Source organism: Isoptericola luteus, from assembly GCF_020297055.1.
In the GTDB taxonomy this organism is placed as follows: domain Bacteria; phylum Actinomycetota; class Actinomycetes; order Actinomycetales; family Cellulomonadaceae; genus Isoptericola; species Isoptericola luteus.
This window is the reverse complement of sequence record NZ_JAIXCQ010000003.1, coordinates 299508-320266: the sequence shown is the minus strand read 5'-3', so window position 1 is coordinate 320266 and position 20759 is coordinate 299508. Positions and strand designations below refer to the sequence as shown.

Annotated in this window: 21 protein-coding genes; 13 read left to right on the top strand and 8 right to left on the bottom strand. The window is 72.1% G+C overall.

Annotation, left to right across the window (positions count from 1 at the left end; genetic code table 11):
* Positions 1-69 precede the first annotated feature (69 nt).
* Both LEP48_RS06420 and LEP48_RS06415 read right to left on the bottom strand, forming a co-directional pair.
* Entirely contained in the window at positions 70-912 is an 843-nt protein-coding gene (locus LEP48_RS06420; RefSeq protein ID WP_225564743.1) for an ABC transporter permease, read from the bottom strand.
* A complete protein-coding gene (locus LEP48_RS06415) occupies positions 909-1925 on the bottom strand; it encodes an ATP-binding cassette domain-containing protein (RefSeq protein WP_225564742.1) in 1017 nt (338 codons plus the stop codon). Before LEP48_RS06415 ends, LEP48_RS06420 begins: the two co-directional genes overlap by 4 nt.
* Before the next feature lie 124 nt (positions 1926-2049).
* On the opposite strand from LEP48_RS06415, the gene LEP48_RS06410 reads away from it, so the two are divergent.
* The gene (locus tag LEP48_RS06410; protein WP_225564741.1) at positions 2050-3447 is read left to right on the top strand and encodes a serine hydrolase domain-containing protein; all 1398 of its coding nucleotides are present in this window, start codon (positions 2050-2052) and stop codon (positions 3445-3447) included.
* 27 nt (positions 3448-3474) lie between these two features.
* On the opposite strand, the gene LEP48_RS06405 is transcribed toward LEP48_RS06410, so the two are convergent.
* Positions 3475-4245: a GntR family transcriptional regulator gene (locus LEP48_RS06405; protein WP_225564740.1), complete on the bottom strand. Its 771-nt coding sequence runs from the start codon at positions 4243-4245 to the stop codon at positions 3475-3477.
* A gap of 336 nt (positions 4246-4581) precedes the next feature.
* Here LEP48_RS06405 and LEP48_RS06400 point away from each other — a divergent pair, with 336 nt between their 5' ends.
* From LEP48_RS06400 to ehuA, 4 genes are read left to right on the top strand one after another with little or no spacing between them, the layout of a single operon-like run.
* Positions 4582-5511 (top strand): transporter substrate-binding domain-containing protein, encoded by a 930-nt coding sequence (locus LEP48_RS06400; RefSeq protein ID WP_225564739.1) that lies wholly within the window; start codon positions 4582-4584, stop codon positions 5509-5511.
* Positions 5512-5515: 4 nt separating this feature from the next.
* Entirely contained in the window at positions 5516-6262 is a 747-nt protein-coding gene (ehuC, locus tag LEP48_RS06395) for an ectoine/hydroxyectoine ABC transporter permease subunit EhuC (RefSeq protein WP_225564738.1), read from the top strand.
* Positions 6259-6906: an ectoine/hydroxyectoine ABC transporter permease subunit EhuD gene (ehuD, locus tag LEP48_RS06390; RefSeq protein WP_225564737.1), complete on the top strand. Its 648-nt coding sequence runs from the start codon at positions 6259-6261 to the stop codon at positions 6904-6906. Before ehuC ends, ehuD begins: the two co-directional genes overlap by 4 nt.
* Positions 6907-6934: 28 nt before the next feature.
* A complete protein-coding gene (ehuA, locus tag LEP48_RS06385; protein ID WP_225564736.1) occupies positions 6935-7732 on the top strand; it encodes an ectoine/hydroxyectoine ABC transporter ATP-binding protein EhuA in 798 nt (265 codons plus the stop codon).
* Positions 7733-7841: 109 nt separating this feature from the next.
* Here ehuA and LEP48_RS06380 read toward each other — a convergent pair whose 3' ends face one another.
* Genes LEP48_RS06380 through LEP48_RS06365 form a run of 4 tightly spaced genes read right to left on the bottom strand, consistent with a single transcriptional unit; the run spans position 7842 to position 11100 of the window.
* A complete protein-coding gene (locus tag LEP48_RS06380) occupies positions 7842-9143 on the bottom strand; it encodes an aspartate aminotransferase type Ic (RefSeq protein WP_225564735.1) in 1302 nt (433 codons plus the stop codon).
* Positions 9144-9173: 30 nt separating this feature from the next.
* Entirely contained in the window at positions 9174-9686 is a 513-nt protein-coding gene (locus tag LEP48_RS06375) for an SRPBCC family protein (protein WP_225564734.1), read from the bottom strand.
* A 2-nt stretch (positions 9687-9688) separates the two neighbouring features.
* Entirely contained in the window at positions 9689-10606 is a 918-nt protein-coding gene (locus LEP48_RS06370) for a hypothetical protein (RefSeq protein ID WP_225564733.1), read from the bottom strand.
* A complete protein-coding gene (locus tag LEP48_RS06365) occupies positions 10603-11100 on the bottom strand; it encodes an OsmC family protein (protein WP_225564732.1) in 498 nt (165 codons plus the stop codon). Before LEP48_RS06365 ends, LEP48_RS06370 begins: the two co-directional genes overlap by 4 nt.
* 208 nt (positions 11101-11308) lie before the next feature.
* On the opposite strand from LEP48_RS06365, the gene LEP48_RS06360 reads away from it, so the two are divergent.
* Positions 11309-12061 (top strand): SDR family oxidoreductase, encoded by a 753-nt coding sequence (locus LEP48_RS06360; protein ID WP_225564731.1) that lies wholly within the window; start codon positions 11309-11311, stop codon positions 12059-12061.
* A 39-nt stretch (positions 12062-12100) separates the two neighbouring features.
* Positions 12101-13024 carry an RNA polymerase sigma-70 factor gene (locus LEP48_RS06355; protein WP_225564730.1) on the top strand — a complete coding sequence of 308 codons (924 nt, stop codon included), beginning with the start codon at positions 12101-12103 and terminating at the stop codon, positions 13022-13024.
* On the opposite strand, the gene LEP48_RS06350 is transcribed toward LEP48_RS06355, so the two are convergent.
* A complete protein-coding gene (locus LEP48_RS06350; RefSeq protein WP_225564729.1) occupies positions 13009-14358 on the bottom strand; it encodes an NAD(P)/FAD-dependent oxidoreductase in 1350 nt (449 codons plus the stop codon). The genes LEP48_RS06355 and LEP48_RS06350 overlap by 16 nt on opposite strands.
* Before the next feature lie 199 nt (positions 14359-14557).
* Here LEP48_RS06350 and LEP48_RS06345 point away from each other — a divergent pair, with 199 nt between their 5' ends.
* The 6 genes from LEP48_RS06345 to LEP48_RS06320 all read left to right on the top strand — a co-directional run bounded on the left by LEP48_RS06345 (position 14558) and on the right by LEP48_RS06320 (position 20681).
* Entirely contained in the window at positions 14558-15358 is an 801-nt protein-coding gene (locus LEP48_RS06345; protein WP_225564728.1) for a thymidylate synthase, read from the top strand.
* Complete coding sequence (locus LEP48_RS06340) at positions 15355-15867, top strand: dihydrofolate reductase (RefSeq protein WP_225564727.1); 513 nt, start codon at positions 15355-15357, stop codon at positions 15865-15867. Before LEP48_RS06345 ends, LEP48_RS06340 begins: the two co-directional genes overlap by 4 nt.
* Before the next feature lie 86 nt (positions 15868-15953).
* Positions 15954-17156, top strand: coding sequence for a winged helix DNA-binding domain-containing protein (locus LEP48_RS06335; RefSeq protein ID WP_225564726.1), 1203 nt, complete (start codon positions 15954-15956; stop codon positions 17154-17156).
* Positions 17157-17397: 241 nt separating this feature from the next.
* Positions 17398-18375 carry an ABC transporter permease gene (locus LEP48_RS06330; RefSeq protein ID WP_304608326.1) on the top strand — a complete coding sequence of 326 codons (978 nt, stop codon included), beginning with the start codon at positions 17398-17400 and terminating at the stop codon, positions 18373-18375.
* A gap of 1 nt (position 18376) precedes the next feature.
* Entirely contained in the window at positions 18377-19117 is a 741-nt protein-coding gene (locus tag LEP48_RS06325) for a YesL family protein (protein WP_225564725.1), read from the top strand.
* Positions 19118-19166: 49 nt separating this feature from the next.
* The gene (locus LEP48_RS06320; RefSeq protein ID WP_225564724.1) at positions 19167-20681 is read left to right on the top strand and encodes an extracellular solute-binding protein; all 1515 of its coding nucleotides are present in this window, start codon (positions 19167-19169) and stop codon (positions 20679-20681) included.
* Positions 20682-20759 lie beyond the last annotated feature (78 nt).

The following is a 20759-nucleotide window of genomic DNA, read 5'->3' as shown; positions in this document are numbered from 1 at the left end:
TGTGAGCGGGCGTTTGGCCCTGTTGATCGCGATCAACAGGGCCAAACGCCCGCTCACAACACGAAGGGGTCAGTGGCGGGTGCGGTAGAGGTGCATGGTGATCGGGCCGAGGACGGCGGTCAGCACGACGGACGCCACCAGCACCCAGACGATCTCGCCGGCGTCGGGCTGCCCGGCCATGAGCCCGCGGACGGCGGTCACGAGGTGCGAGACCGGGTTGATGTCCACGAACCGCTGGAGCGCGGCCGGCATCGTCGAGGGGTCCACGAAGATGTTCGACGCGAACGTCAGCGGCATCAGCACCATCATCGACACGCCCATGACGGCGTTCGGCGTGCGCAGCAGGAGGCCGAGGATCGTGAAGATCCAGCTCAGCGCGAACGCGAACACCAGCAGGAGCAGCACGCCGAGAACCACCCCGACGACGCCGCCTTCCGGCCGGAACCCGATGAGCAGGCCGAGCGCGATGGTCATCACGGACGCGATCGAGTAACGCACCGTGTCGCCGAGCAGGGCCCCGACGATCGGCGCCGGACGCCAGATGGGCAGCGAGCGGAACCGGTCGAACACGCCCTTGGTGATGTCCGTGTTGAGCGTGTAGCCCGTGTACACGGTGACGATGACGATGGTCTGCACCAGGATCCCGGGCAGCAGGAACTGGATGTACGCCGTCGTGGAGCCGGCCAGCGCCCCGCCGAACAGGTACGTGAACATGAGCGTGAAGATCACGGGCGAGACCAGCACGTCGAAGAGCTGCTCCGGCACGTGCTTGATCTTCAGCAGGGCGCGCCAGCCGAACGTCAGGGTGGTCGACAGCGCCGAGGGGCGCGACGGACGCTCGGCGAGCGCCACGGCCCGCCGCAGGCTCGTCGTCGTGATCGTGGCCTCGTGGTCGGTGGACTGCGCGGTCATCGGGACACCTCCTCGGCGCGTGGTGCGTCGCCGGCCGTCTCCGTGCCGGCGTCGTCCGGCAACGGCTTGCCGGTCAGGGTGAGGAACACCTCGTCGAGGCTGGGCTGGCCGAGCGAGAACTCGGGCACCGCGATCCCGGCCTCGCTCAGTGCGGGGAGCAGCGCCGCGACGGCGTCGCCGCCGTCGTCGGGCACTCGTGCCGTGAGGGCGTAGGGATCGGTGGGCAGGGTGGGCTCGGAGCCGAGCACCTTCTCGACGACGGCGGCCGCGACCGCGCGCTGACCGGCGTCCGCGAGCCGCAGCGCGACCGCGCCCTGGCCGACCGACTGCTTCAGCTCGGTCGAGGTGCCCTCGGCGATGACCCTGCCGTGGTCGATGACGGAGATCCGGTCGGCGAGCTGGTCGGCCTCCTCGAGGTACTGCGTGGTCAGCAGCACCGTGGCTCCGTCGGCCACGAGGACGCGCACGATGTCCCACACCTGGTTGCGGCTGCGGGGGTCGAGCCCCGTGGTGGGCTCGTCGAGGAACAGCACGCGCGGCGCGAGCACGAGGGACGCCGCGAGGTCGATCCGCCGCCGCATCCCGCCGGAGTAGGTCTTGACCTGTCGCGCCCCGGCGTCCGACAGGCTGAACGCCTCGAGCAGCCCCTCGACCCGTTGCCGGGCCGCGACGCCGGAGAACCCGTAGAGCCGCGCGAGCATGAGGAGGTTCTCGGTGCCGGTGAGGTCCTCGTCGACGGAGGCGTACTGGCCCGTGAGGCCGACCGCGCCGCGCACGGCGTCGGCGTCGCTCACCACGTCGTGCCCCAGCACGCGGGCGCTGCCGCCGTCCGGACGCAGCAGGGTGGCGAGCATCCGCACGACGGTCGTCTTGCCGGCTCCGTTCGGACCGAGCAGGCCGAAGACGCTGCCCGTCGGGATCTGCAGGTCGATGCCGTCGACAGCTTTCGTGACCTGCTTGCGGGTGGTGAAGTGCTTGACGAGGCCGGTGGCCTCCACGGCAAGCTCTGACATAGGTCCCCCAAGGGCTGGTCCCGTGATCTGGATCACGCTAGACGCTACGACCGGCCACCGACAGAGAATTCATCGCTCAGCGGACAGCGCAGGCCACCGACCCTGCTGTGCCAGGATGTCGGCCATGGCGGCCGACCTCGACACCGACCATCTGGAGCACTGGATCGCGACGCAGGCAGGGTTCGCCCGCGTGCCCGGCGTGCAGTACGCCGTCCGGGTGGAGGGCGAGGTCGTGCTCGACGGCGCGTGGGGCGTCGCGGACGTCACCACCGGCGAGCCGCTGCGGACCGACCACTTGTTCCGTGTCGCGTCGCACTCGAAGACGTTCACCGCGACGGTGGTGGCGCTGCTGGCGGAGGCCGGGAGCCTGCGGCTCGACGACCCGTTCTCGGCCCACCTGCCCGAGCTCGCGGGTGCGCCGGTCGGCCGCGTGACGCTGCGCGAGGCGCTCGGGCACACGGGTGGCGTGCGGCGCGACGGCCGCGACGCGGACTTCTGGCAGCTCGGGGCGCCGTTCCCCGACCGGTCCGCACTGGTGGCGTCCGTCGTCTCCGACGGCTCGGTGTTCGGGCGCGGGGAGCACTTCAAGTACTCCAACCTCGCCTACGGCCTGCTCGGGCTCGTCGTCGAGGCCGTGACGGGCAGCGGGTACGGGGAGCACCTGCGCCGGGCGCTGCTCGAGCCGCTCGGGCTGGCCGACACGGTCCCGGAGCTCGACGACGCGTCCCGGGCTCGCGCCGTCGTCGGCCACTCCGCCCTGGGGGTCCGCGACGACGGCCGCCTCCCCGTCTCGTCGGTGACCACGGGGGCGCTCGCCGCGGCGACCGGGGTCTGCTCGACGGCGCGCGACCTGGTCCGCTGGGCGGGTGCGCACGAGGACGGCGGCGCCCTGCTCCGCCCGGAGACGCGCCGCCTGCTGCAGCGGGACGAGTCGGTGATCGACAACCCGCACGCGCGCGTGCGCCGGTACGGCCTCGGCTTCGAGGCGCGGGAGATCGAGGGGCGGCGCGTGGTCGGGCACTCCGGGGGCTTCCCCGGTCAGCTCACGCGCACGTGGGCGGACCCGATCGGCAAGGTGGCGGTCTCCGTGCTCACCAACGCGGTCGACGGCCCGGCGGACGGCATCGCCACGGGGCTGTTCGCCCTGGTCGCGACGGCGATCGACGGCGGTGCGGTCCCCGAGGCGGACGCGCCGGCCGACGTCGCCGAACTCGACCGGTGGACCGGGCGGTTCGCCAACCTCTGGGGCCTGACGGACGTCGTGCGGCTGGGGCGTCGGTTGTGGCTGCTCGACCCGCGGCAGGGGGACCCGTTCGCCGGGGCGGAGGAGCTGAGGGTCGACGGCGACGTGCTGCGACCGGTCGCGCACGCGGGCTTCGGGCCGGTGGGCGAGCCGGTCGAGGTGCTGCGCGACGAGTCCGGCCGGCCGGCCGCGATCGTCGTCGGCGGGATGACCTCGTGGCCCGCGCACGAGTACGAGCGGGAGCGCCGGGCGCAGCTCGTCGGCCGCAGGCCGGGGTGAGCTCGTGCGCTCACGGCGGGGGCGGGGCTACGGCTCCGAGAACGTGGGGGTGATCGGCTCCAGGCGGGGAGCGGAGGAGGGGCGGGGCTCGTCGAAGGTCTCGACCTCGACGCTCTCGGGGGCCAGCAGGCGCAGGACGGCGTCGTCGAGGTTGGCGCGGATCGCGGACACGAGCCCGTCCGCGTCCCGTGCCTCGAAGCGCTCGACGATGTCGACGTGCGACTCCGCGGTGTCCTTGCGGACCGCGTACTCCTCGCTCAGCGTGAAGCTGGCGATGCGGACCTCGACGATGAGCGTCGTCATCCAGCGCAGGAGCCACGGGTTGCCGCTGGCCGCGACCAGCGTCCAGTGCACGTTGAGGTCGGCGTCGCCGACGCGGCGGGCGTCCTCGGTGCGCTCGGCGACGACGAGGTCGTCGTGCGCGGCGCGGACGGCGGCGACCTCGACGGCGGTGGCGCGCTCCACGGCGATCCGGGCGGCCGTCGTCTCGACCGAGGCCCGTGCCTCGTACAGCTCGTGCACCCGGTCGCGGCCGATGCGCACGACGCTCAGCCCGCGTCCTGGCGTCGACCGCAGCAGCCCTTCCTGGACCAGCCGCTGGGCGGCCTCGCGGAACGGGCCCCGGCTCACGCCGAGCTGGCCGGACATCTCGACCTCGCGGATCGCAGACCCCACGGGCAGCGCACCCGCATAGACCGCGTTGCGCAGCTCGACGGCGATGAGGTCGACCGTCGACGGCCGGGTCACCGGGGACAGGGACGGCGCGGTGCCGCGGGAGACCCGAGGGGTCGGGACCATCTGCTCTCCTTCCACGAGGCCGGCACTCGTCCGGCCGACACACATCATCCCGCGATATGGAACGGCATCGGATCGTGACCAGACTGTGACGAACTCATGCCCCACCCCTCAGCCCCGCGTGACGGGATCGAGTGCCTGAGGCGATTACTTCGCTGACCTGGGACGACGTCCGTCAGCCGGCCCTCACCGAGCCGCACCGAGTGGGATTGTCGACAATGGGACAGCAGGACACGTAGATTGTCACACCATCAGCATCGGCGCTAGCGTGCCGTTCGTTCACGTACCCCAAGGCCTGGCGGCGCACCGGCGTCACCCGGCCACGGAAGGGAGACCCTCGTGTCGTCCACCAGGATCAGGAACGGCCGTCGTGCGGCGCTCGCCGCCGGCTCCATCCTCGCCATGACCGCACTGACCGCGTGCTCCAGCGTCGACGAGGGGTCGGGTGACGGCGACGGCGGCAAGCTCGCGAGTCTCCAGGAATCCGGCACCGTCAACGTCGCGTTCAACGGCGAGAAGCCCTACAGCTACCAGGACGACAACGGCGAGCTCACGGGCGCCACCGTCGCTCTCGACGAGAAGATCTTCGGCGAGCTCGGCATCGACACCGTCGAGGGCACGCTCACCGAGTGGAACTCGCTCATCCCCGGCCTCACGGCGGGGCGGTACGACGCCGTCAGCGCGGGGATGTCGATCCTCCCGGACCGCTGCGCGCAGGCCGCGTTCGCCGAGCCGACCATCATGTACACGACCGCGTTCCTCGTGCCCGAGGGCAACCCGGACAACCTGACCGACTGGCAGTCGCTCGAGGAGTCCGACGTCAAGCTCGCCGTGACCAGCGGCGCGATCGAGGACGGGTACGCCCAGGAGACCGACGTCGAGACGATCACCGTCGGCAGCTCGCAGGACGGGTTGGACGCCGTCGTGTCCGGCCGAGCCGACGCGTTCGCGCTCACCGGCATCTCGCTGCGCGCCCTGGCCGAGGGCACCGACGAGGCGGTCGAGGCGACCGACGCCTTCGTCGCCACGATCAACGGCGTCCCGCAGATCGGGGCCGGCGCCGAGGTGTTCAACCCCGCTGACACCGAGCTGCTCGCCGCCTACAACGAGAAGCTCGCGCCGATCCTCGACGACCCCGCGCAGTGGCTCGAGATCATGGGACCGTTCGGCTTCACCGAGGCCGAGATGCCGCCGGAGGGCCTGACGGCCGAGATGCTCTGCGAGGGCGACCTGGAGAAGATCGCGACCGAGCTGGGGCTGGATTCCTGACCACATGTCAGATTTCCTCCAGACACTGACCAGCCGGCTGCCGAGCCTCGGCGACGCGATCCTCGTGACCCTCGAGCTGACGCTCGGCGGCGCGGTGCTCGCGATGGCGCTCGCGCTGCTGCTCGGGTTCGGCGCGCGCACCCGGTCCCTGTGGGTGCGCGGGCCGTCCCGGGTGTTCATCGAGTTCTTCCGCGGCACCTCGCTCGTGGTCCAGATCTTCTGGATCTTCTACGTGCTGCCGGTCTTCGGGTTCAAGATGGAGGCGCTCGCCGTCGGCATCGTGGCGCTCGGGCTCAACTTCGGGGCCTACGGCGCCGAGGTCGTCCGGGGCTCCGTCGCCTCCGTCCCCGCCTCGCAGTGGGAGGCGACGATCGCGCTCAACATGAGCTGGTTCCACCGCGTGCGGCGCGTCATCTTCCCGCAGGCGTGGGCACTCATGATCCCGATGCTGACCAACCTGCTCATCCAGCTCCTCAAGGGGTCCGCGCTGGCGTACTACATCACGCTGCACGACGTGAACTTCTGGACCACCCAGCTGCGTCGCGCCACCAGCGAGACCGTCTACAGCTTTACCGCCGGCCTGCTCGTCTACTTCGTCATCGCCTACCTGCTCACCTGGGGCATGAACGCGCTCGAGGAACGGGCGAAACGACGGCTGGGACGCGGCACGCGCCCGTCCCTGCGTGACGTCGTCGGGCTCAGGCCCGCGGTCGGCACCGCGGCGATCACGGGGAGGGGGACCGCAGCATGACCGAGAACGGCATCTGGAACTGGGAGCATGCGTGGGAGGTCCTCCCCGACCTGCTGGAGGGCCTGGTCGTCACGATCGAGGCCACCGTGGTCGGCATGGCCATCGCCTCGATCCTGGGGTTGTTCATCGCCCTGGCGATGCGATCGCCGAGCCGGTGGGTCACGATCCCGCTGCGGTTCGTCGTCGACTTCATCCGGATGACGCCGCTGCTCGTGCAGCTGGTGTTCGTCTGGCTGCTGTTCTCGACCATCCCGACGCTGGTGGTCGGCTTCACGGTGCTCGGCGTGCACTACGCGACGTACATGTCCGAGGTGTACCGGGCCGGCATCGAGGCGGTGCCGAAGGGGCAGTGGGAGGCAGCCACCGCGCTGAACCTCCCGAAGAGCCGCACGTGGCGGGCCGTGATCCTGCCGCAGGCGGTCCGCAACACCCTGCCGGGACTGGGCAACTACGCGATCTCGATGTTCAAGGAGACGCCGTTCCTGTTCGCGATCTCGGTCGTGGAGATGTACACCAAGGCGCAGCAGTACGGCGCCCTGACCTTCTCCTACATCGAGCCGCTGACGCTCGTGGGCCTGCTCTTCCTCCTGGTGAGCTACCCGACGTCGCTGCTCGTCCGCCGGATGGAGATCCGCCTTGCCTGACCCGACGACCTCCACTGGGAGCCAGACCATGACCAGCTCAACGAGCACCGCACAGGGTGGCGTGCCCGCCATCGAGTTCAAGGACGTCGTCAAGCGCTTCGGCGACAACGTCGTGCTCGACCAGCTCAACTTCAGCGTCGCCAAGGGTGACCGCGTCACGCTGATCGGCCCGTCCGGGTCGGGCAAGACGACGATCCTGCGCCTGCTGATGACGCTCGAGGAGGCGAACGGCGGGCTCATCCTCATCGACGGCGACCCCTACACGCACGAGTACAAGGGCGACAGGTGGGTCGAGATCCCGGAGAAGCGCCGCCGGGTCGTGCGCAACCGGGTCGGGATGGTGTTCCAGCAGTTCAACCTGTTCCCCAACATGACGGTGCTGGAGAACATCATCGAGGCGCCGGTCAACGTGCTGGGGCTGAAGAAGGCCGACGCCGTCGCGCGGGCCGAGCAGCTCCTCGAGCAGGTCGGCATGTCCGAGAAGCGGGACTTCAAGACCAACCAGCTCTCGGGCGGCCAGCAGCAGCGGGTCGCCATCGCGCGGGCCCTCGCCATGGACCCCGAGATCCTGCTGCTCGACGAGGTCACGTCGGCCCTCGACCCCGAGATCGTCGCCGACGTGCTCGGCGTGCTGCGTGAGATCGCCGAGACCACGGACATCACGATGCTGCTGGTCACGCACGAGATGCAGTTCGCGCGGGAGGTCTCCAACCGCGTGCTGATGTTCGACAAGGGGCAGATCGTCGAGGAGGCGGACCCCGAGACGATGTTCACCCACCCCAAGCACGAGCGCACGCAGGAGTTCCTCAAGGCTGTCCTCGGCTGAGACCCCGGCGAGATCGCACGCCGCACGGGTAGCGGGCCGCACGCTGACGTCGTTCCCGGCGTCAGGGTGCGGCCCGCCACCGGTGCGGCGTTGCCGTGCCGGCGTCCGGTCAGGCGGTGGCGGCCTCCGCGGCCGCGAGCAGGATGCAGGTCGCGACCCCGTCCATGGCCACCTGGACCTCCTCGAGCGGAGGCATCGAGGGGGCGAGCCGGATGTTGCGGTCCTGCGGGTCGCGCCCGTAGGGGAACGTCGCGCCCGCGGGGGTCAGGGCGATCCCCGCCTCCTTCGCGAGGGTCACGACGCGCGACGCCGTGCCGGGGACGACGTCGACCGAGACGAAGTATCCGCCGTCGGGGTCGGTCCAGGCGGCGACGCCGGCGCCGCCGAGGCGGGACTCGAGGATCGACGTCACGGCGGAGAACTTGGGTGCGAGGATCTCGCGGTGCTTGCGCATGTGGGCGCGGACGCCGTCCGCGTCGCCGAAGAACATCGCGTGCCGCAGGTGGTTCACCTTGTCCGGGCCGATGGACCGGATGGCGAGGTGCTTGGTGAACCAGGAGACGTTCGCGGGCGAGGACGCGAAGAACGCCACGCCGGACCCGGCGAACGTGATCTTCGACGTCGACGCGAACATCAGCACGCGGTCGGGGTTGCCCGCCTCGGCGGCGAGGTCGATCGCGTTCGCCGACTTCGCCTCGTGCTCGGTGAGGTGGTGCACGGCGTACGCGTTGTCCCAGAAGATCCGGAAGTCGGGCGCCGCCGTCGGCATCGAGACCAGCCTGCGTGCCACGGCCTCGGACACGACCGAGCCGTCCGGGTTGCCGTACGTCGGCACGGTCCACAGGCCCTTGATGCTCGGGTCGTCGGCGACCAGGGCCGCGACGGCCTCCGCGTCCGGGCCGTCCGGGGTCATCGGCACCGTGACCATGCGGATGCCGAGCTCCTCGCAGACGGCGAAGTGCCGGTCGTAGCCGGGCACCGGGCAGATGAACGTGACCTGCTCCTCGCGGGACCACGGCCGCTCCGACCCGGGCACGCCGAAGAGCAGCGCCTGCACGACGGTGTCGTACATCAGCGTGAGCGACGCGTTGCCCTGGGCGAGCAGCTGCTCGACCGGCACGCCGAGCAGCTCGGCGAAGATGCGGCGCAGCTCGGGCAGCCCGGCCAGCCCGCCGTAGTTGCGCGTGTCGGTGCCGCCCTCGGCGGTGTGGACGCCCTCGCCGGGCAGCGCGAGCAGGGCGTCGGAGAGGTCGAGCTGTTCGGCCGAGGGCTTGCCGCGCGTGAGGTCGAGGCTCAGGCCACGGGCCTGCAGGGCCGCGTACTCGCGGCGCAGGTCGTCGAGGCGGGCCCCGAGGTCGGGGGCGCTCGCGGCGGCGGTGGGAACTGGCTCGGGAGAGGGCGCGGTGCTCACGCTCGCGACTCTACCGGCGCACGCCGCCGATCAGGAGGGGGTTCTCGCGGTGCGGGCCAGAGCCTTGGCCAGACGCCGGAGGGACACGGTCATGAAGACGCGCAGGGCCAGCGCCGTCAGGGGATCGACGACGGCCCGGGGGAGCGGCCCCGCGAGGTGGGCCTCCTCCCACCACACGACCCGGCAGCGTGCCCGGTCGACCGGGACGACGTCGAACCCGGCCGCCCCGAGGAGCACCGGGCCACGCTTGGAGAGCCGGGTCCGCCCCACTCGCGCCTGCGCCGTCGACGGTCGCTCCAGCAGCTCGAGCACCATGTGGTCGGCCATCACGAGCCGCCCCAGGGCGCCGTCACGCCGGACGCCCGGGCCGCTGACCAAGGTGAACCGGTCGCCGAGCTCGGGGCCCGGACGGGCCTGGCCGTCCAGGCGTGTGAGCGGGATCCAGCGGGGGTGGGTGCGCAGGTCTGCCACCCAGGCGAACGCGACCGACGCCTCCACGGGCAGCAGCCGCGCCACCTCGACCCGGCGGTCCGGCCGTGACACGGTCAGCCCCGCGACCTGCGTCGCGGCAACCAGCGGCTCGAGCCCCGCTCCTGGGCGGGAGCCTCGAGCACGGGCGCCCCGGTCTCGCCGTCGAGGATGCGGGGGAAGCGCTCCGGCGGCGGCCCGAACGCCTTGCGCGACTGCGCGATGACACCGTGGCCGAGCGCGCGGCCACCGGCCACACCGATGACGACGCCCACCCCGAACGGCAGCATCCGGCCGAGGGCCAGCGAGCCCTGCTTGGCGACCTGACGCTTGAGGAACTGCCGCGACAGCATCTTGTTGACCCGCTTGAGCGTGGACTGCGGCATCGTCGTGAGCATCACCTTGCCCCACGCCACGGTCGAGCCGCCGATGGCGTTCTCGACGTCCCGGGCGCCGCGGTCCCCGAGGACGGTGGCCAGGAGGAGCGTGCGTCGCCGGGCGACGTCGTCGATCGCCACCCCGTGCACGTCGGCGACGGCGAGGGCGAACGCGGACGAGCTCGCGAAGAACGTCGCGATGTCGCCCGTCGTCAGCGCGGACGCGGCGACGGTCCCGACCGACGGCGCCGCGGCCGCCGCCCCGACCGCCCCGCCCGCCGTCGCCAGGAGCGTGAGGTACTCGCGCTCGAGCATCTGGATGATCTGCGCCGGGCTCGCCTCCGGGTTGCGGGCCCGGAGCTTGTCGACGTGCCGGTGGATCTGCGCGGACGGGATCGTGACCGCCTTGTCCAGCAGCGAGTCCAGCACGGGCGTGGAGCGGTAGCTCGTCCAGTCCTCGGTGCTGACGGCGCCCTGGGTCGCGTCGTGCGGGACGACCGTGCCCGCCGACCCCGTGCCCGCCGACCCCGTGCCCGCCGACTCCGTGGCGGACGAGTCCGGGGGGCCCGACGTGGCGCCGTCGGGCGGCGGCGTGCTCTCGCGGCGGCGGCGTGTCACGAGGCCGCTCCCTGGTCGGGCTGCTCGAACGTCGCGGGCGGCACCAGGGCGCCCGCCTTGAGCGTGCGGCCGACCGTGCAGGCACGGTCGATCGAGCGCTGCGCGAGCAGCAGCGTCTTGTCCCGCGCCTTGTCGTCCAGGGAGGACAGGTCGATCTCGAACCTCTCCGTCAGCACGGGGTAGCGGTCGTCGTCCATGTCCTTCGGGTCCTCCACCCGGATCGTCACCGCGTAGTCGTCGCCCAGCACGCGCGAGAACTTGGTGTCGCTGCTCATCCCGGCGCACGCGGCGAGCGCGATCTTCAGCAGCTCACCGGGGGTGAACACGGCGCCCGACCCGGCCGGCCCGATCTCGACGCTCGCGCCGCGCGCGGAGTAGCCGCGGTACGTGCGGGTACCGGTGCGCTCGACCCACAGCGGGTCGGTCGGCGACGGCGTCACGGCGGCAGGCGCGTCGGCCGCGGGGTCCTCGGTCGTGGTCGTCTGGTCCGTCATGAGTCGATCCTCCCACTGCTCGCCCATGGATGTCCGGGTGGCCCGGGGAACGTGCGCACGGGTGGCGGCATTCCGGCCCGCCGCGCGCCGCCGGTCCTGGTGTGTCGCGGGCAGCCCAGGGTCCGGCTGTCACGGAACGCCCCCCGGCGTGGTCGACAGGGTGTCGGGCGGCCACCGGGCCGCGCGCACCGCAGAGAGGACGAGACTCATGAAGATCGTGGTCGTCGGTGGGACGGGACTCATCGGGAATCAGGTCGTCGCGCTCCTGGCACAGGCCGGGCACGACGCCGTCGCCGCAGCGCCCAGCACGGGCGTGGACACCCTCACGGGCGAGGGGGTGGACGCGGCGCTCGCCGGCGCCGACGTCGTGGTTGACGTGTCGAACTCGCCGTCGTTCGCACCCGACGACGTGCTGCGGTTCTTCACGACGTCGACGCGCACGCTGCTCGACGCCGAGGAGCGCGCCGGGGTGCGGCACCACGTCGTGCTGTCGATCGTCGGCACGGACCGCAACCCGGACTCCGGGTACCTGCGGGCGAAGGTCGCGCAGGAGGAGCTGGTGCGCTCCGGCGGTGTCGGCTGGACGGTCGTGCGCGCCACCCAGTTCTTCGAGTTCGCACGGCAGATCGCCGACGGTGCCACGGTGGACGGCGTGGTGCGCATCCCGCCGGTCGCGTTCCAGCCGATCGCCTCGGCGGACGTGGCCCGGTACGTCGCGGAGGCCGCTACGGGCGACCCGCGGCGGGGCGTGACCGAGGTGGCCGGGCCGGAGCGGGTGCGGTTCGACGAGTTCGTCCGGGCAGCCCTCGCCGACGCCGGCGACGACCGCGAGGTCGTGGCCGACCCCGCCGCCCCCTACTTCGGGGCCGTCCTCGTGGAGGACTCGATCGTGCCGCAGGGCGACGCCCTGCTCGGCGCGGTGACCCACGCCGACTTCACGGCGCCGCGGACGGCGGTGTGACGGCTGCCGCGACGACGAGGGCCGGGCTACCGTGACGGCATGACGACGCGCCGGTCCGCGCCTGGGCGCCCCGCCGCGCCTGGCTCTCCCGACGTGGTCGGGGGAGCCGGGGCGCTCGAGGCGTTCCTCGCCGTCAGGCCACAGCTGTTCGGCATCGCCTACCGCATGCTGGGTGGCGTCGCGGAGGCCGAGGACGTGGTGCAGGACGCCTGGATCCGCTGGCAGGGCACCGATCGCGACGCCGTGCGGAACCCCGCGGCGTTCCTCACCACCGTCACGACGCGGCTCGCGATCAACGCGGCGACCTCGGCCCGCGCACGCCGTGAGTCGTACGTCGGGCCGTGGCTGCCCGAGCCGGTCGACACCTCCGACGACCCGGCCGTCGGCGCCGAGCGGGCCGAGGCGCTGGAGCTGGCCACGCTGCTGCTCCTGGAGCGGCTGACGCCCGTCGAGCGCGCGGTGTACGTGCTGCGGGAGGCGTTCGGCTACCCCCACGCGCGGGTCGCGGAGACCCTGGGCCTCACGGAGGCGAACGCGCGGCAGCTCGCGCGGCGGGCGCGGGACCGGCTGGGCACCCGCGAGGCCGTGCCCGTGGACCGGGGCGAGCACCGGCGCCTCCTCGACGAGTTCGTCGCCGCCGCGCACGAGGGCGACCTCGCCCGCTTCGAGCGCTACCTGGCGGACGACGTCGTCGCGCGCGCCGACGGCGGCGGGCGCGTGCACGCCGCGCGGGTGGAGGTGGTGGGCCGCGCGCGGGTCTTGCTGTTCTTCGACAACGTGTGGCGCAAGTACTGGAACGTGGGCCAGGTGCGGTTCGTCGAGGCCAACGGCCTGCCCGCGCTCGTCGTCGACGTCGACGCCGCCCCCTTTGCGCTCGTCGCGCTGGACGTCGTCGCCGGCCGGGTCGAGCACGTGTACGTGCAGGTCAACCCTGACAAGCTGACGGGCTACGCCACCGCCTGATGCCGCTGCTCCGCCGGGGCCGCCGCCTCGAACGCGGCGCGCGGCGTCTGCACCGAGGCGAGGGAGACGACGTCGCGCCCGAACACCGCGGCGGTGAGCCAGACGGCGAGCACGCGGACCTTGCGCTCCCACGTCGGGATGGCCAGCACGTGGTAGCCGCGGTGCATCAGCCACGCGAGGCGGCCGCCCACCACGACCCGGCGGTACTGGAAGATCCCCGCGCCCAGGCCGAGCGTCGCGACGACGCCGAGGCTGCCGTGCACGTAGGGCCGGGTCGGCCGGCCGTGCAGCGCGGCGGCGAGGTTGTGTGCCAGGCGCCGTCCCTGCCGCACGGCGTGCTGCGCGTTCGGGACGGCGAGGGCCCCGGGGCGCGGCACGGCCAGGTCGGGCACGGCCGCGCCGTCGCCCGCCGCCCACGCGTCGTCGACGGGGTGGCCGTCGGTGCCGACCCGCAGGTCCGGGCGGACGACGACGTACCCGCGCGCGTCGACCGGCAGGTCGGTGTGCGTGGCGACGACGGGGTTCGCGGCGTTGCCCGCCGTCCACACCAGCAGGCCCGAGGCGAACGACTCGCCCGTCGAGAGGGTCACGACGCCGTCCTCCGCCGAGACCAGCCCCGTGCCGAGGTGCACGTGCGCGCCCCGCCGCTCGAGCCGTTCCACGACCCGGCGCCCCGGCCCGTCGGTGACCTCCGGCAGGATCCGGTCGTTCCGCTCGACCAGGTGGAAGGCCGGCTCCCGGGCGTCGATCTCCGGGTAGCGGCCCAGCAGGTCGTGGGCGAGGGACAGCAGCTCCGCGAAGCCCTCGACGCCGGAGAAGCCGCCGCCCACGAACGTCACCGTGAGCAGGCGCTGCCGCTCCGGGCCGCGGGGGAGGCTCGCCGCCTCGTCGAAGGCCGTGAGGAGCCGGTCGCGGATCGCGACGGCCTCCTCCACGTGCTTCATGCCGATCGCGTGCTCCGCGACGCCCGGCACGGGGAAGACCCGCGTCACCGCGCCGGCCGTGACCACGACCGTGTCGTAGCCGAGCCGGTACGGGTCGCCGGACCGCGGTCGCACCACGACGACGCGATCCGCGTGGTCCACCCGCTCGACCGTGCCGTCGACCAGGCGGGTGCGGCGCAGGTGCCGCCGGTGCGAGACCGCCGCGTGCCGTGCCTCGACCGACCCGGCGACCACCTCGGGCAGGAACGGCTGGTACGTCATGTACGGGCGCGGGTCGACGAGCACCAGCTCGACGTCGCCGCGCCGCAGCTCGCGCCGCAGCTTCCCCTCCAGCTCCCGGGCCGCCGTGAATCCCGCGTAGCCGCCGCCGACGATGACGATGCGTCGCATCTCTGCCTCCTGTGCCGCGCCCGTCGGGCGCTCTCACCAGGTCGACCGCGCAGGCGGCCGCGGTGTGACGCCGGACAGGTGTGACACCGCAGACATCACCGCGGCAGTTCGTGATCGGCGCGGCAGTTCGAACTGCCGGGCCGATCACGAACTGCCGTGGTGATCCCCGACGAGGGCGGCGGGACGTATTGTTTTCGCCATGGCGATCCCCACCCCGTACGAAGACCTCCTGCGTGAGGTGCTGGCCCGCGGCGCGCACAAGCCCGACCGCACGGGGACGGGCACGCGCAGCGTGTTCGGCCGCCAGATCCGCTACGACCTGCAGGCCGGGTTCCCGCTGATCACCACCAAGCGGGTGCACCTGAAGTCGGTCGCGTACGAGCTGTTGTGGTTCCTGCGGGGTGACTCCAACGTGCGGTGGCTGCAGGAGCACGACGTGAGCATCTGGGACGAGTGGGCCGCCGACGACGGCGAGCTGGGCCCCGTCTACGGCGTCCAGTGGCGCTCGTGGCCGACGCCGGACGGACGGCACGTCGACCAGGTCGCGGACGTCGTCGACCAGATCAAGGTCAACCCGGACTCGCGCCGGTTGATCGTCAGTGCGTGGAACGTGGCCGAGCTGGCGGACATGGCGCTGCCGCCGTGCCACCTGCTGTTCCAGTTCTACGTGGCCGACGGGAAGCTGAGCTGCCAGCTCTACCAGCGCTCCGCCGACCTCTTCCTCGGCGTGCCGTTCAACATCGCCTCCTACGCGCTGCTCACGCACATGGTGGCCGCGCAGACCGGCCTCGAGGTGGGCGAGTTCGTCTGGACCGGCGGCGACTGCCACGTCTACGACAACCACGTGGAGCAGGTGCGCACCCAGCTCGCCCGCGACCCGTACCCCTACCCGACGCTGCGCCTCGCGCCGCGCGACTCGCTGTTCGACTATGCCTACGAGGACATCGAGGTCCTCGGGTACCAGCACCACCCCGGCATCAAGGCCCCGGTCGCGGTGTGATCGGGCTGATCTGGGCCCAGGCGCGCGACGCCGCGGGCCGTCCCGTGATCGGCGCGGCCGGCACGATCCCGTGGCGGGTGCCGGAGGACTTCGCCCACTTCAAGGCGACGACATCCGGCCATCCGGTGGTGATGGGCCGGCGCACCTGGGAGTCGCTGCCGCGTCGTCCCCTGCCGGGCCGCACCAACGTCGTGGTCACCCGGCAGGCCGGCTGGGACGACTCCGGCGCGACGCCCGCGCCGTCGCTCGGGGCGGCGCTCGCCCTCGCCTCCGGGGCACCTGGGGGCGAGGAGGTCTGGGTGATGGGCGGCGAACGGGTGTACGCCGAGGCGCTGGCGCTCGCGGACCGGCTGGTCGTCACCGACGTCGACCTGGTCGTCGAGGGCGACGCGTTCGCCCCGGAGCTCGACCCGCATGCCTGGACGATGCCCGGCGAGGCCGCGTGGGCGACGTCGTCCGGACCCGCCGCACTGCGGTACCGCATCCGCACGATCGACCGTCGCCGGTAGCCGCGGGCCGTGGCCCGTGCGGCTGCCCGGGCGGCCGTGTCGGTGACCACCCCTAGCCTGGGGCGACACGAGTGCGAGGGGGTCGGATGACGGTGCGACCGGACGTGGCCGACGCCGCGGAGCGACCCGCGGACTGGGACCGGGTGCTCGCCCGGCGGCTCGCGACGCACCGCCTGCTCGACCCGGAGCCGGTGCACGACGACGGCACGGCGGCGATGACCGCCGTCGTCGACGCGATGGTGGGCGCCCACGCCCAGGTGATGGTCGCCGGCGAGACCTCGGTAGGGCTGCGGGCCGACGGCGTGACCCGCGCCGACGTCCGCCGTGCGCTCGAGGTCGAGCGCACGCTCGTGAAGGCGCACGGCCCGCGCGGGACGGTGCACCTGCTCTCCGCGGGCGGGCTGACCCGGTGGGTGGGGGCGATGGGCTGGATCGGCGCGTCCGGGCCCGTCCCGTCGCGGGCCGCTCGGCTCACGGGCGACCAGCAGGAGGCCGTCCTGGCGGCGATCGGGACGGCGCTCGCCGGCGCGGAGCTGACCGTCGACGAGCTCGACGAGGCCGTCGTCGGCGCGACCGGCCCGTGGGCGGGCGACCTGGTGATGCCCGCCTTCAGCGGGTTCTGGCCGCGGTGGCGCCAGCTGATCGGGACGGCGGGCCACCGCGGCGTCCTCTGCTTCGGCCGGCTCCGGGGCCGGAAGGTGACGTACACCAGCCCACGGACCTGGTTGCCCGCGTTCGACCCGCGCCCGGGCGTGGCGGCCGCGCTCGACCTCCTGCACGACTACCTGGCCGCGTACGGGCCGGCGACCGCGGCAGAGCTTGCGAGATGGCTCTCGATCCGTCCGGCACGGGCCGCGGAGCTGTTCTCGCAGGCGGGGGCCGACCCTCGGCTGGAACGCGTGGACCGCGCGGGCGCCGCGTGCCTGCGGCTGGCCGCCGCCTCCGACGCCGAGCCACGCCGCGGTGAGGTGCGGCTGCTCACGCTGTTCGACGCCTACGGCATCGGCAGTCAGCCGCGCGCGTGGATCTTCCCGGGCCGGGCGTCCGAGCGGGCGCTCGCGGGCGGACAGGCCGGCAACTTCCCGGTCGTCCTCGTGGACGGCGTGGTGGCCGGGGTCTGGCACCAGCGGCTGGCGGGGACGCGGGTGCGCATCACCGTCGAGATGTTCGAGACGCCCGCCGCGGCGCGCCGACGAGCGGTCGAGGAGCAGGTGGACCGGGTGGCCGCCGTCCTCGGGGTGACGCCGGAGCTGACGTTCGGGGAGATCTCCGTCGGCGCCCACGCCTGACGTCCACGCCTGACGTCCACGCCTGACGCGCGCGGGTGCCGCTGCCCGCGCGGGCTTCGACCGGCCGCAGGAAACGGTTCCGCATCGATGCGTGGAAGGCGCTTGCCCGAGTGGCGCCCGGTCCTGTACGTTCGCGGGAAACCGGTTACCGGAAAGGTCACGGGACCGGTCCGGGATCGCTCGACGACGAGCAAGTGAAGGGCATACCAATGGTGGTAACGAACGACGCCGGAGCGGTGGGATGAGCGCGGCGACCGCAGCCGTGGCCGCAGCACCTCCGCGGGCCGCCGTCCGGGCGGGCGACCCGGCGCCGCCGCGCAAGCGACGCTCGGCGCTGGGCAAGCACCGGGCGCTGTACCTGATGGCCGTGCCGGGCATCCTGTACTTCCTGGTCTTCAAGTACGCGCCCATGGGCGGGCTGGTCATCGCGTTCCAGGACTACTTGCCGTTCCTGGGGATCGGCGGCAGCCCGTGGGTCGGCTTCGACCACTTCGTGCGGTTCTTCACGGAGACCACGTTCCTGCAGCTGCTCGGCAACACGGTGGCGGTCTCGCTGCTGCTGCTCGTCTTCGCCTTCCCGGTGCCCATCATCCTGGCGCTCCTGCTCAACGAGGTCCGCACGCGGTCGTTCAAGCGCAGCGTGCAGACGGTCATCTACCTGCCGCACTTCATGTCGTGGGTCATCGTCGTCTCGATCTTCTACGTGCTGCTCTCCACCGACGGCGGCGCGGTCAACAACCTCATCGTCGAGGCCGGCGGTCAGCCGATCCCGTTCCTCACCGATCCCGACTGGCTGCGGCCGATGTACGTCTTCCAGGAGATCTGGAAGGGCGCGGGCTGGGGCACGATCGTCTACCTCGCCGCGATGACCGCCGTCGACATGCAGCTCTACGAGGCCTCGGAGCTCGACGGCGCCGGGCGGCTGCGCCAGACCTGGCACATCACGCTCCCCGCGATCCGCCCCACGATCATCGTCATGTTCATCCTCGCCATCGGCGACTTCCTGGAGCTCGGCTTCGAGCACATGTTCCTCGTGATGAACTCCCTGAACCGCGAGGTGGGCGAGATCTTCGACACCTACGTGTTCACGGCGGGCATCCAGAACGGTCAGCTCAGCTACGCCGCCGCCGTCGGATTCTTCAAGGGGCTCGTCGGGCTGCTCCTGGTGATCATGGCCAACCGGCTCGCGAAGAAGTTCGGCGAGGAAGGCGTCTACTGACGTGTTCTCCTTCGAGGGTTTCGTGCGGATCAACACGTTCCTGGTGGGCGTCTACCGGGTCGCGTACCTCAACCTGCTCTGGGTCGCGACGACGGTGCTCGGCCTGGTGGTGGTGGGCATCGGCCCGGCGTCGTACGCGCTGGCGAGGTACGTCGACCGGTGGTTCCGGTACGGCGAGACGCCGCCGCCCGCCCGCACGTTCTGGCGGTACGCCCGCGAGGGTTCCCTCCCCGCGATGGCGGTGAGCTGGGTCCTGCTCGGCGCCGCCGCCGTGATCCTCACCAACGTCTTCAGCTCGCCGAGCTGGTACGTCCAGGCCCTCAACGTGGTCGCGCTCGCCGTCCTGGGCGTCGCCGCCTCGTACGTCTATCCGGTCATGGTGGCCACGGACGTCGTCACCGTCCGGCGCCAGCTCGCCGCGGCGCTGCTGCTCGGGTTCGGCTCGCTCCACTGGACCGTGCTCGGCGCCACCGCCGTCGGGCTCGCGTACTGGGCGCTCTGGCAGCTCGCGCTCCCGCTCCTCGTCCTGTTCGGGGTCGGCATCCCGGCGTGCGCCGTCGGCCTCGTCACCCGAATCGTGTACCGCGACCTCGCCGAGCCCGGCACCGAGCCCGGCACCGAGCCCGGCACCGAGCCCGGGGCCGTGCCCGGAGAACGACCCGAACGCCCGGGCGCGGCGGACAGCCAGCAGGCCCCCACACGTCGACGACCCGGTCGTCGCACCGCACCAGCAGTTCCCTGACCACCTGCGAAGGAGCAGGACACCCATGGTCGTCACGAGAGGAAACAGCATGAGGAAGTTCGGCAGGCTCACCACAGGCGCGGCATCGGCCGCCGTCGTCGCGCTCGCGCTCACGGCGTGCAGCGGCGGCACGGGCGAGGGCGGCGAAGGCGCCGCCTCCGACGAGCCGATCACCTGGATGGCGATGCTCCACACGCCGACGACGCCGGAGAAGGACGGCGTCATCGAGAAGGCGCTCGAGGAGCACACGGGCGAGAAGTTCGAGATGCAGTGGGTGCCCGACGCGTCGAAGGAGGAGAAGATCAACGCGGCGCTCGCCTCCGGCACGCTGGCCGACATCGTCTCCCTCACGCAGGGCGACAGCACGACCGTGCGTCAGGCCCTCACCTCCGGCATGTTCTGGGACGTCGAGAAGTACCTCGCCGACTACCCGAACCTGTCCAAGGTGGACCCGCAGACCCTCGAGTCCGCGCGCATCGACGGCCACCTGTACGGCGTGCCGTTCCAGAAGATCAAGGCCCGCTACGGCGTCGTCGTGCGCCAGGACTGGCTGAACAACCTGGGCCTCGAGGTGCCGCACACCATCGAGGACCTCACCAAGGTGGCGCACGCGTTCACCCATGACGACCCCGACGGCAACGGCAAGGACGACACCACCGGGTTCATCGACCGCGAGGAGAGCTTCCGCGTCGGCTTCCGCTCCCTGGCCGGCTACTTCGGCGCGGGCCAGCAGTTCGAGGTCGCCGCCGACGGCACGGTCGTGCCGAGCTTCACCACCGACGCGTACAAGGACGCCATGGAGTGGTACCGCGGCGTCTACGAGGACGGCGCGGTGAACCAGGAGTTCGTCACCGTCCAGAAGTCGAACCAGCAGGACGCGATCGCCCAGGGCAAGGGCGGCATCGTCGTCACCGGCCTGTTCGAGGCGAAGAACTACATGGCCCTCGCCCAGAGCGCGGACCCGGAGACCCCGATGTCGTGGGCGCTCGTCAACGACATCACCGCCGGAGACGTCGAGCGCCGCATCCTCACGGACACGAACGGTGGCATGGGCGGCTGGCTGGCCATCCCCAAGTCCGAGGTCGAGTCCGAGGCCGACCTCAAGCGCGTGCTCGGGTTCATCGACAAGCTCATGGACGAGGAGGCCTTCGCCCTCATGACCAACGGCATCGAGGACACGCACTACTCGCTCGACGCGATGGGCGTCGTCACGATCGAGGACCAGACCGCCTGGGAGCAGGAGGTGCAGCCGTTCGCGTCGTCGCGCCCGTCGGAGAAGGTCATCACGTACAAGAGCACCACCGAGTACGTGGACGAGGGCAACGCGCTGATGCTCGAGAACGAGGAGTACGTCGTCACGAACCCGGCGCAGTCCCTCACCTCGGAGACGTTCACGCGGCAGTGGTCGACCATCGAGCAGCAGGTCAACGACGCCTACAACCAGTACATCACCGGGCAGATCGAGATGGCCGACTACGAGGCCGTCATCGAGAACCTGCGCGGTCAGGGGCTCGACAAGATCGTCGAGGAGTACACGGCGGCGTACGCCAAGGTCAACGGCTGACCCGTCGGCCACACCGGGTGCCGGCCGGCCGACGGTCGGCCGGCACCCTCCCCATCCCCCTTCGAACCACGAGGTGAC

Bases quoted from the DNA above. Each gene is read 5' to 3' on its own strand.
- LEP48_RS06420 (WP_225564743.1), bottom strand. From the start codon at position 912: ATGACCGCGCAGTCCACCGACCACGAGGCCACGATCACGACGACGAGC.
- LEP48_RS06415 (WP_225564742.1), bottom strand. From the start codon at position 1,925: ATGTCAGAGCTTGCCGTGGAGGCCACCGGCCTCGTCAAGCACTTCACC.
- LEP48_RS06410 (WP_225564741.1), top strand. From the start codon at position 2,050: ATGGCGGCCGACCTCGACACCGACCATCTGGAGCACTGGATCGCGACG.
- LEP48_RS06405 (WP_225564740.1), bottom strand. From the start codon at position 4,245: ATGGTCCCGACCCCTCGGGTCTCCCGCGGCACCGCGCCGTCCCTGTCC.
- ehuC (WP_225564738.1), top strand. From the start codon at position 5,516: ATGTCAGATTTCCTCCAGACACTGACCAGCCGGCTGCCGAGCCTCGGC.
- ehuD (WP_225564737.1), top strand. From the start codon at position 6,259: ATGACCGAGAACGGCATCTGGAACTGGGAGCATGCGTGGGAGGTCCTC.
- ehuA (WP_225564736.1), top strand. From the start codon at position 6,935: ATGACCAGCTCAACGAGCACCGCACAGGGTGGCGTGCCCGCCATCGAG.
- LEP48_RS06365 (WP_225564732.1), bottom strand. From the start codon at position 11,100: ATGACGGACCAGACGACCACGACCGAGGACCCCGCGGCCGACGCGCCT.
- LEP48_RS06360 (WP_225564731.1), top strand. From the start codon at position 11,309: ATGAAGATCGTGGTCGTCGGTGGGACGGGACTCATCGGGAATCAGGTC.
- LEP48_RS06355 (WP_225564730.1), top strand. From the start codon at position 12,101: ATGACGACGCGCCGGTCCGCGCCTGGGCGCCCCGCCGCGCCTGGCTCT.
- LEP48_RS06350 (WP_225564729.1), bottom strand. From the start codon at position 14,358: ATGCGACGCATCGTCATCGTCGGCGGCGGCTACGCGGGATTCACGGCG.
- LEP48_RS06345 (WP_225564728.1), top strand. From the start codon at position 14,558: ATGGCGATCCCCACCCCGTACGAAGACCTCCTGCGTGAGGTGCTGGCC.
- LEP48_RS06335 (WP_225564726.1), top strand. From the start codon at position 15,954: ATGACGGTGCGACCGGACGTGGCCGACGCCGCGGAGCGACCCGCGGAC.
- LEP48_RS06330 (WP_304608326.1), top strand. From the start codon at position 17,398: ATGAGCGCGGCGACCGCAGCCGTGGCCGCAGCACCTCCGCGGGCCGCC.
- LEP48_RS06320 (WP_225564724.1), top strand. From the start codon at position 19,167: ATGAGGAAGTTCGGCAGGCTCACCACAGGCGCGGCATCGGCCGCCGTC.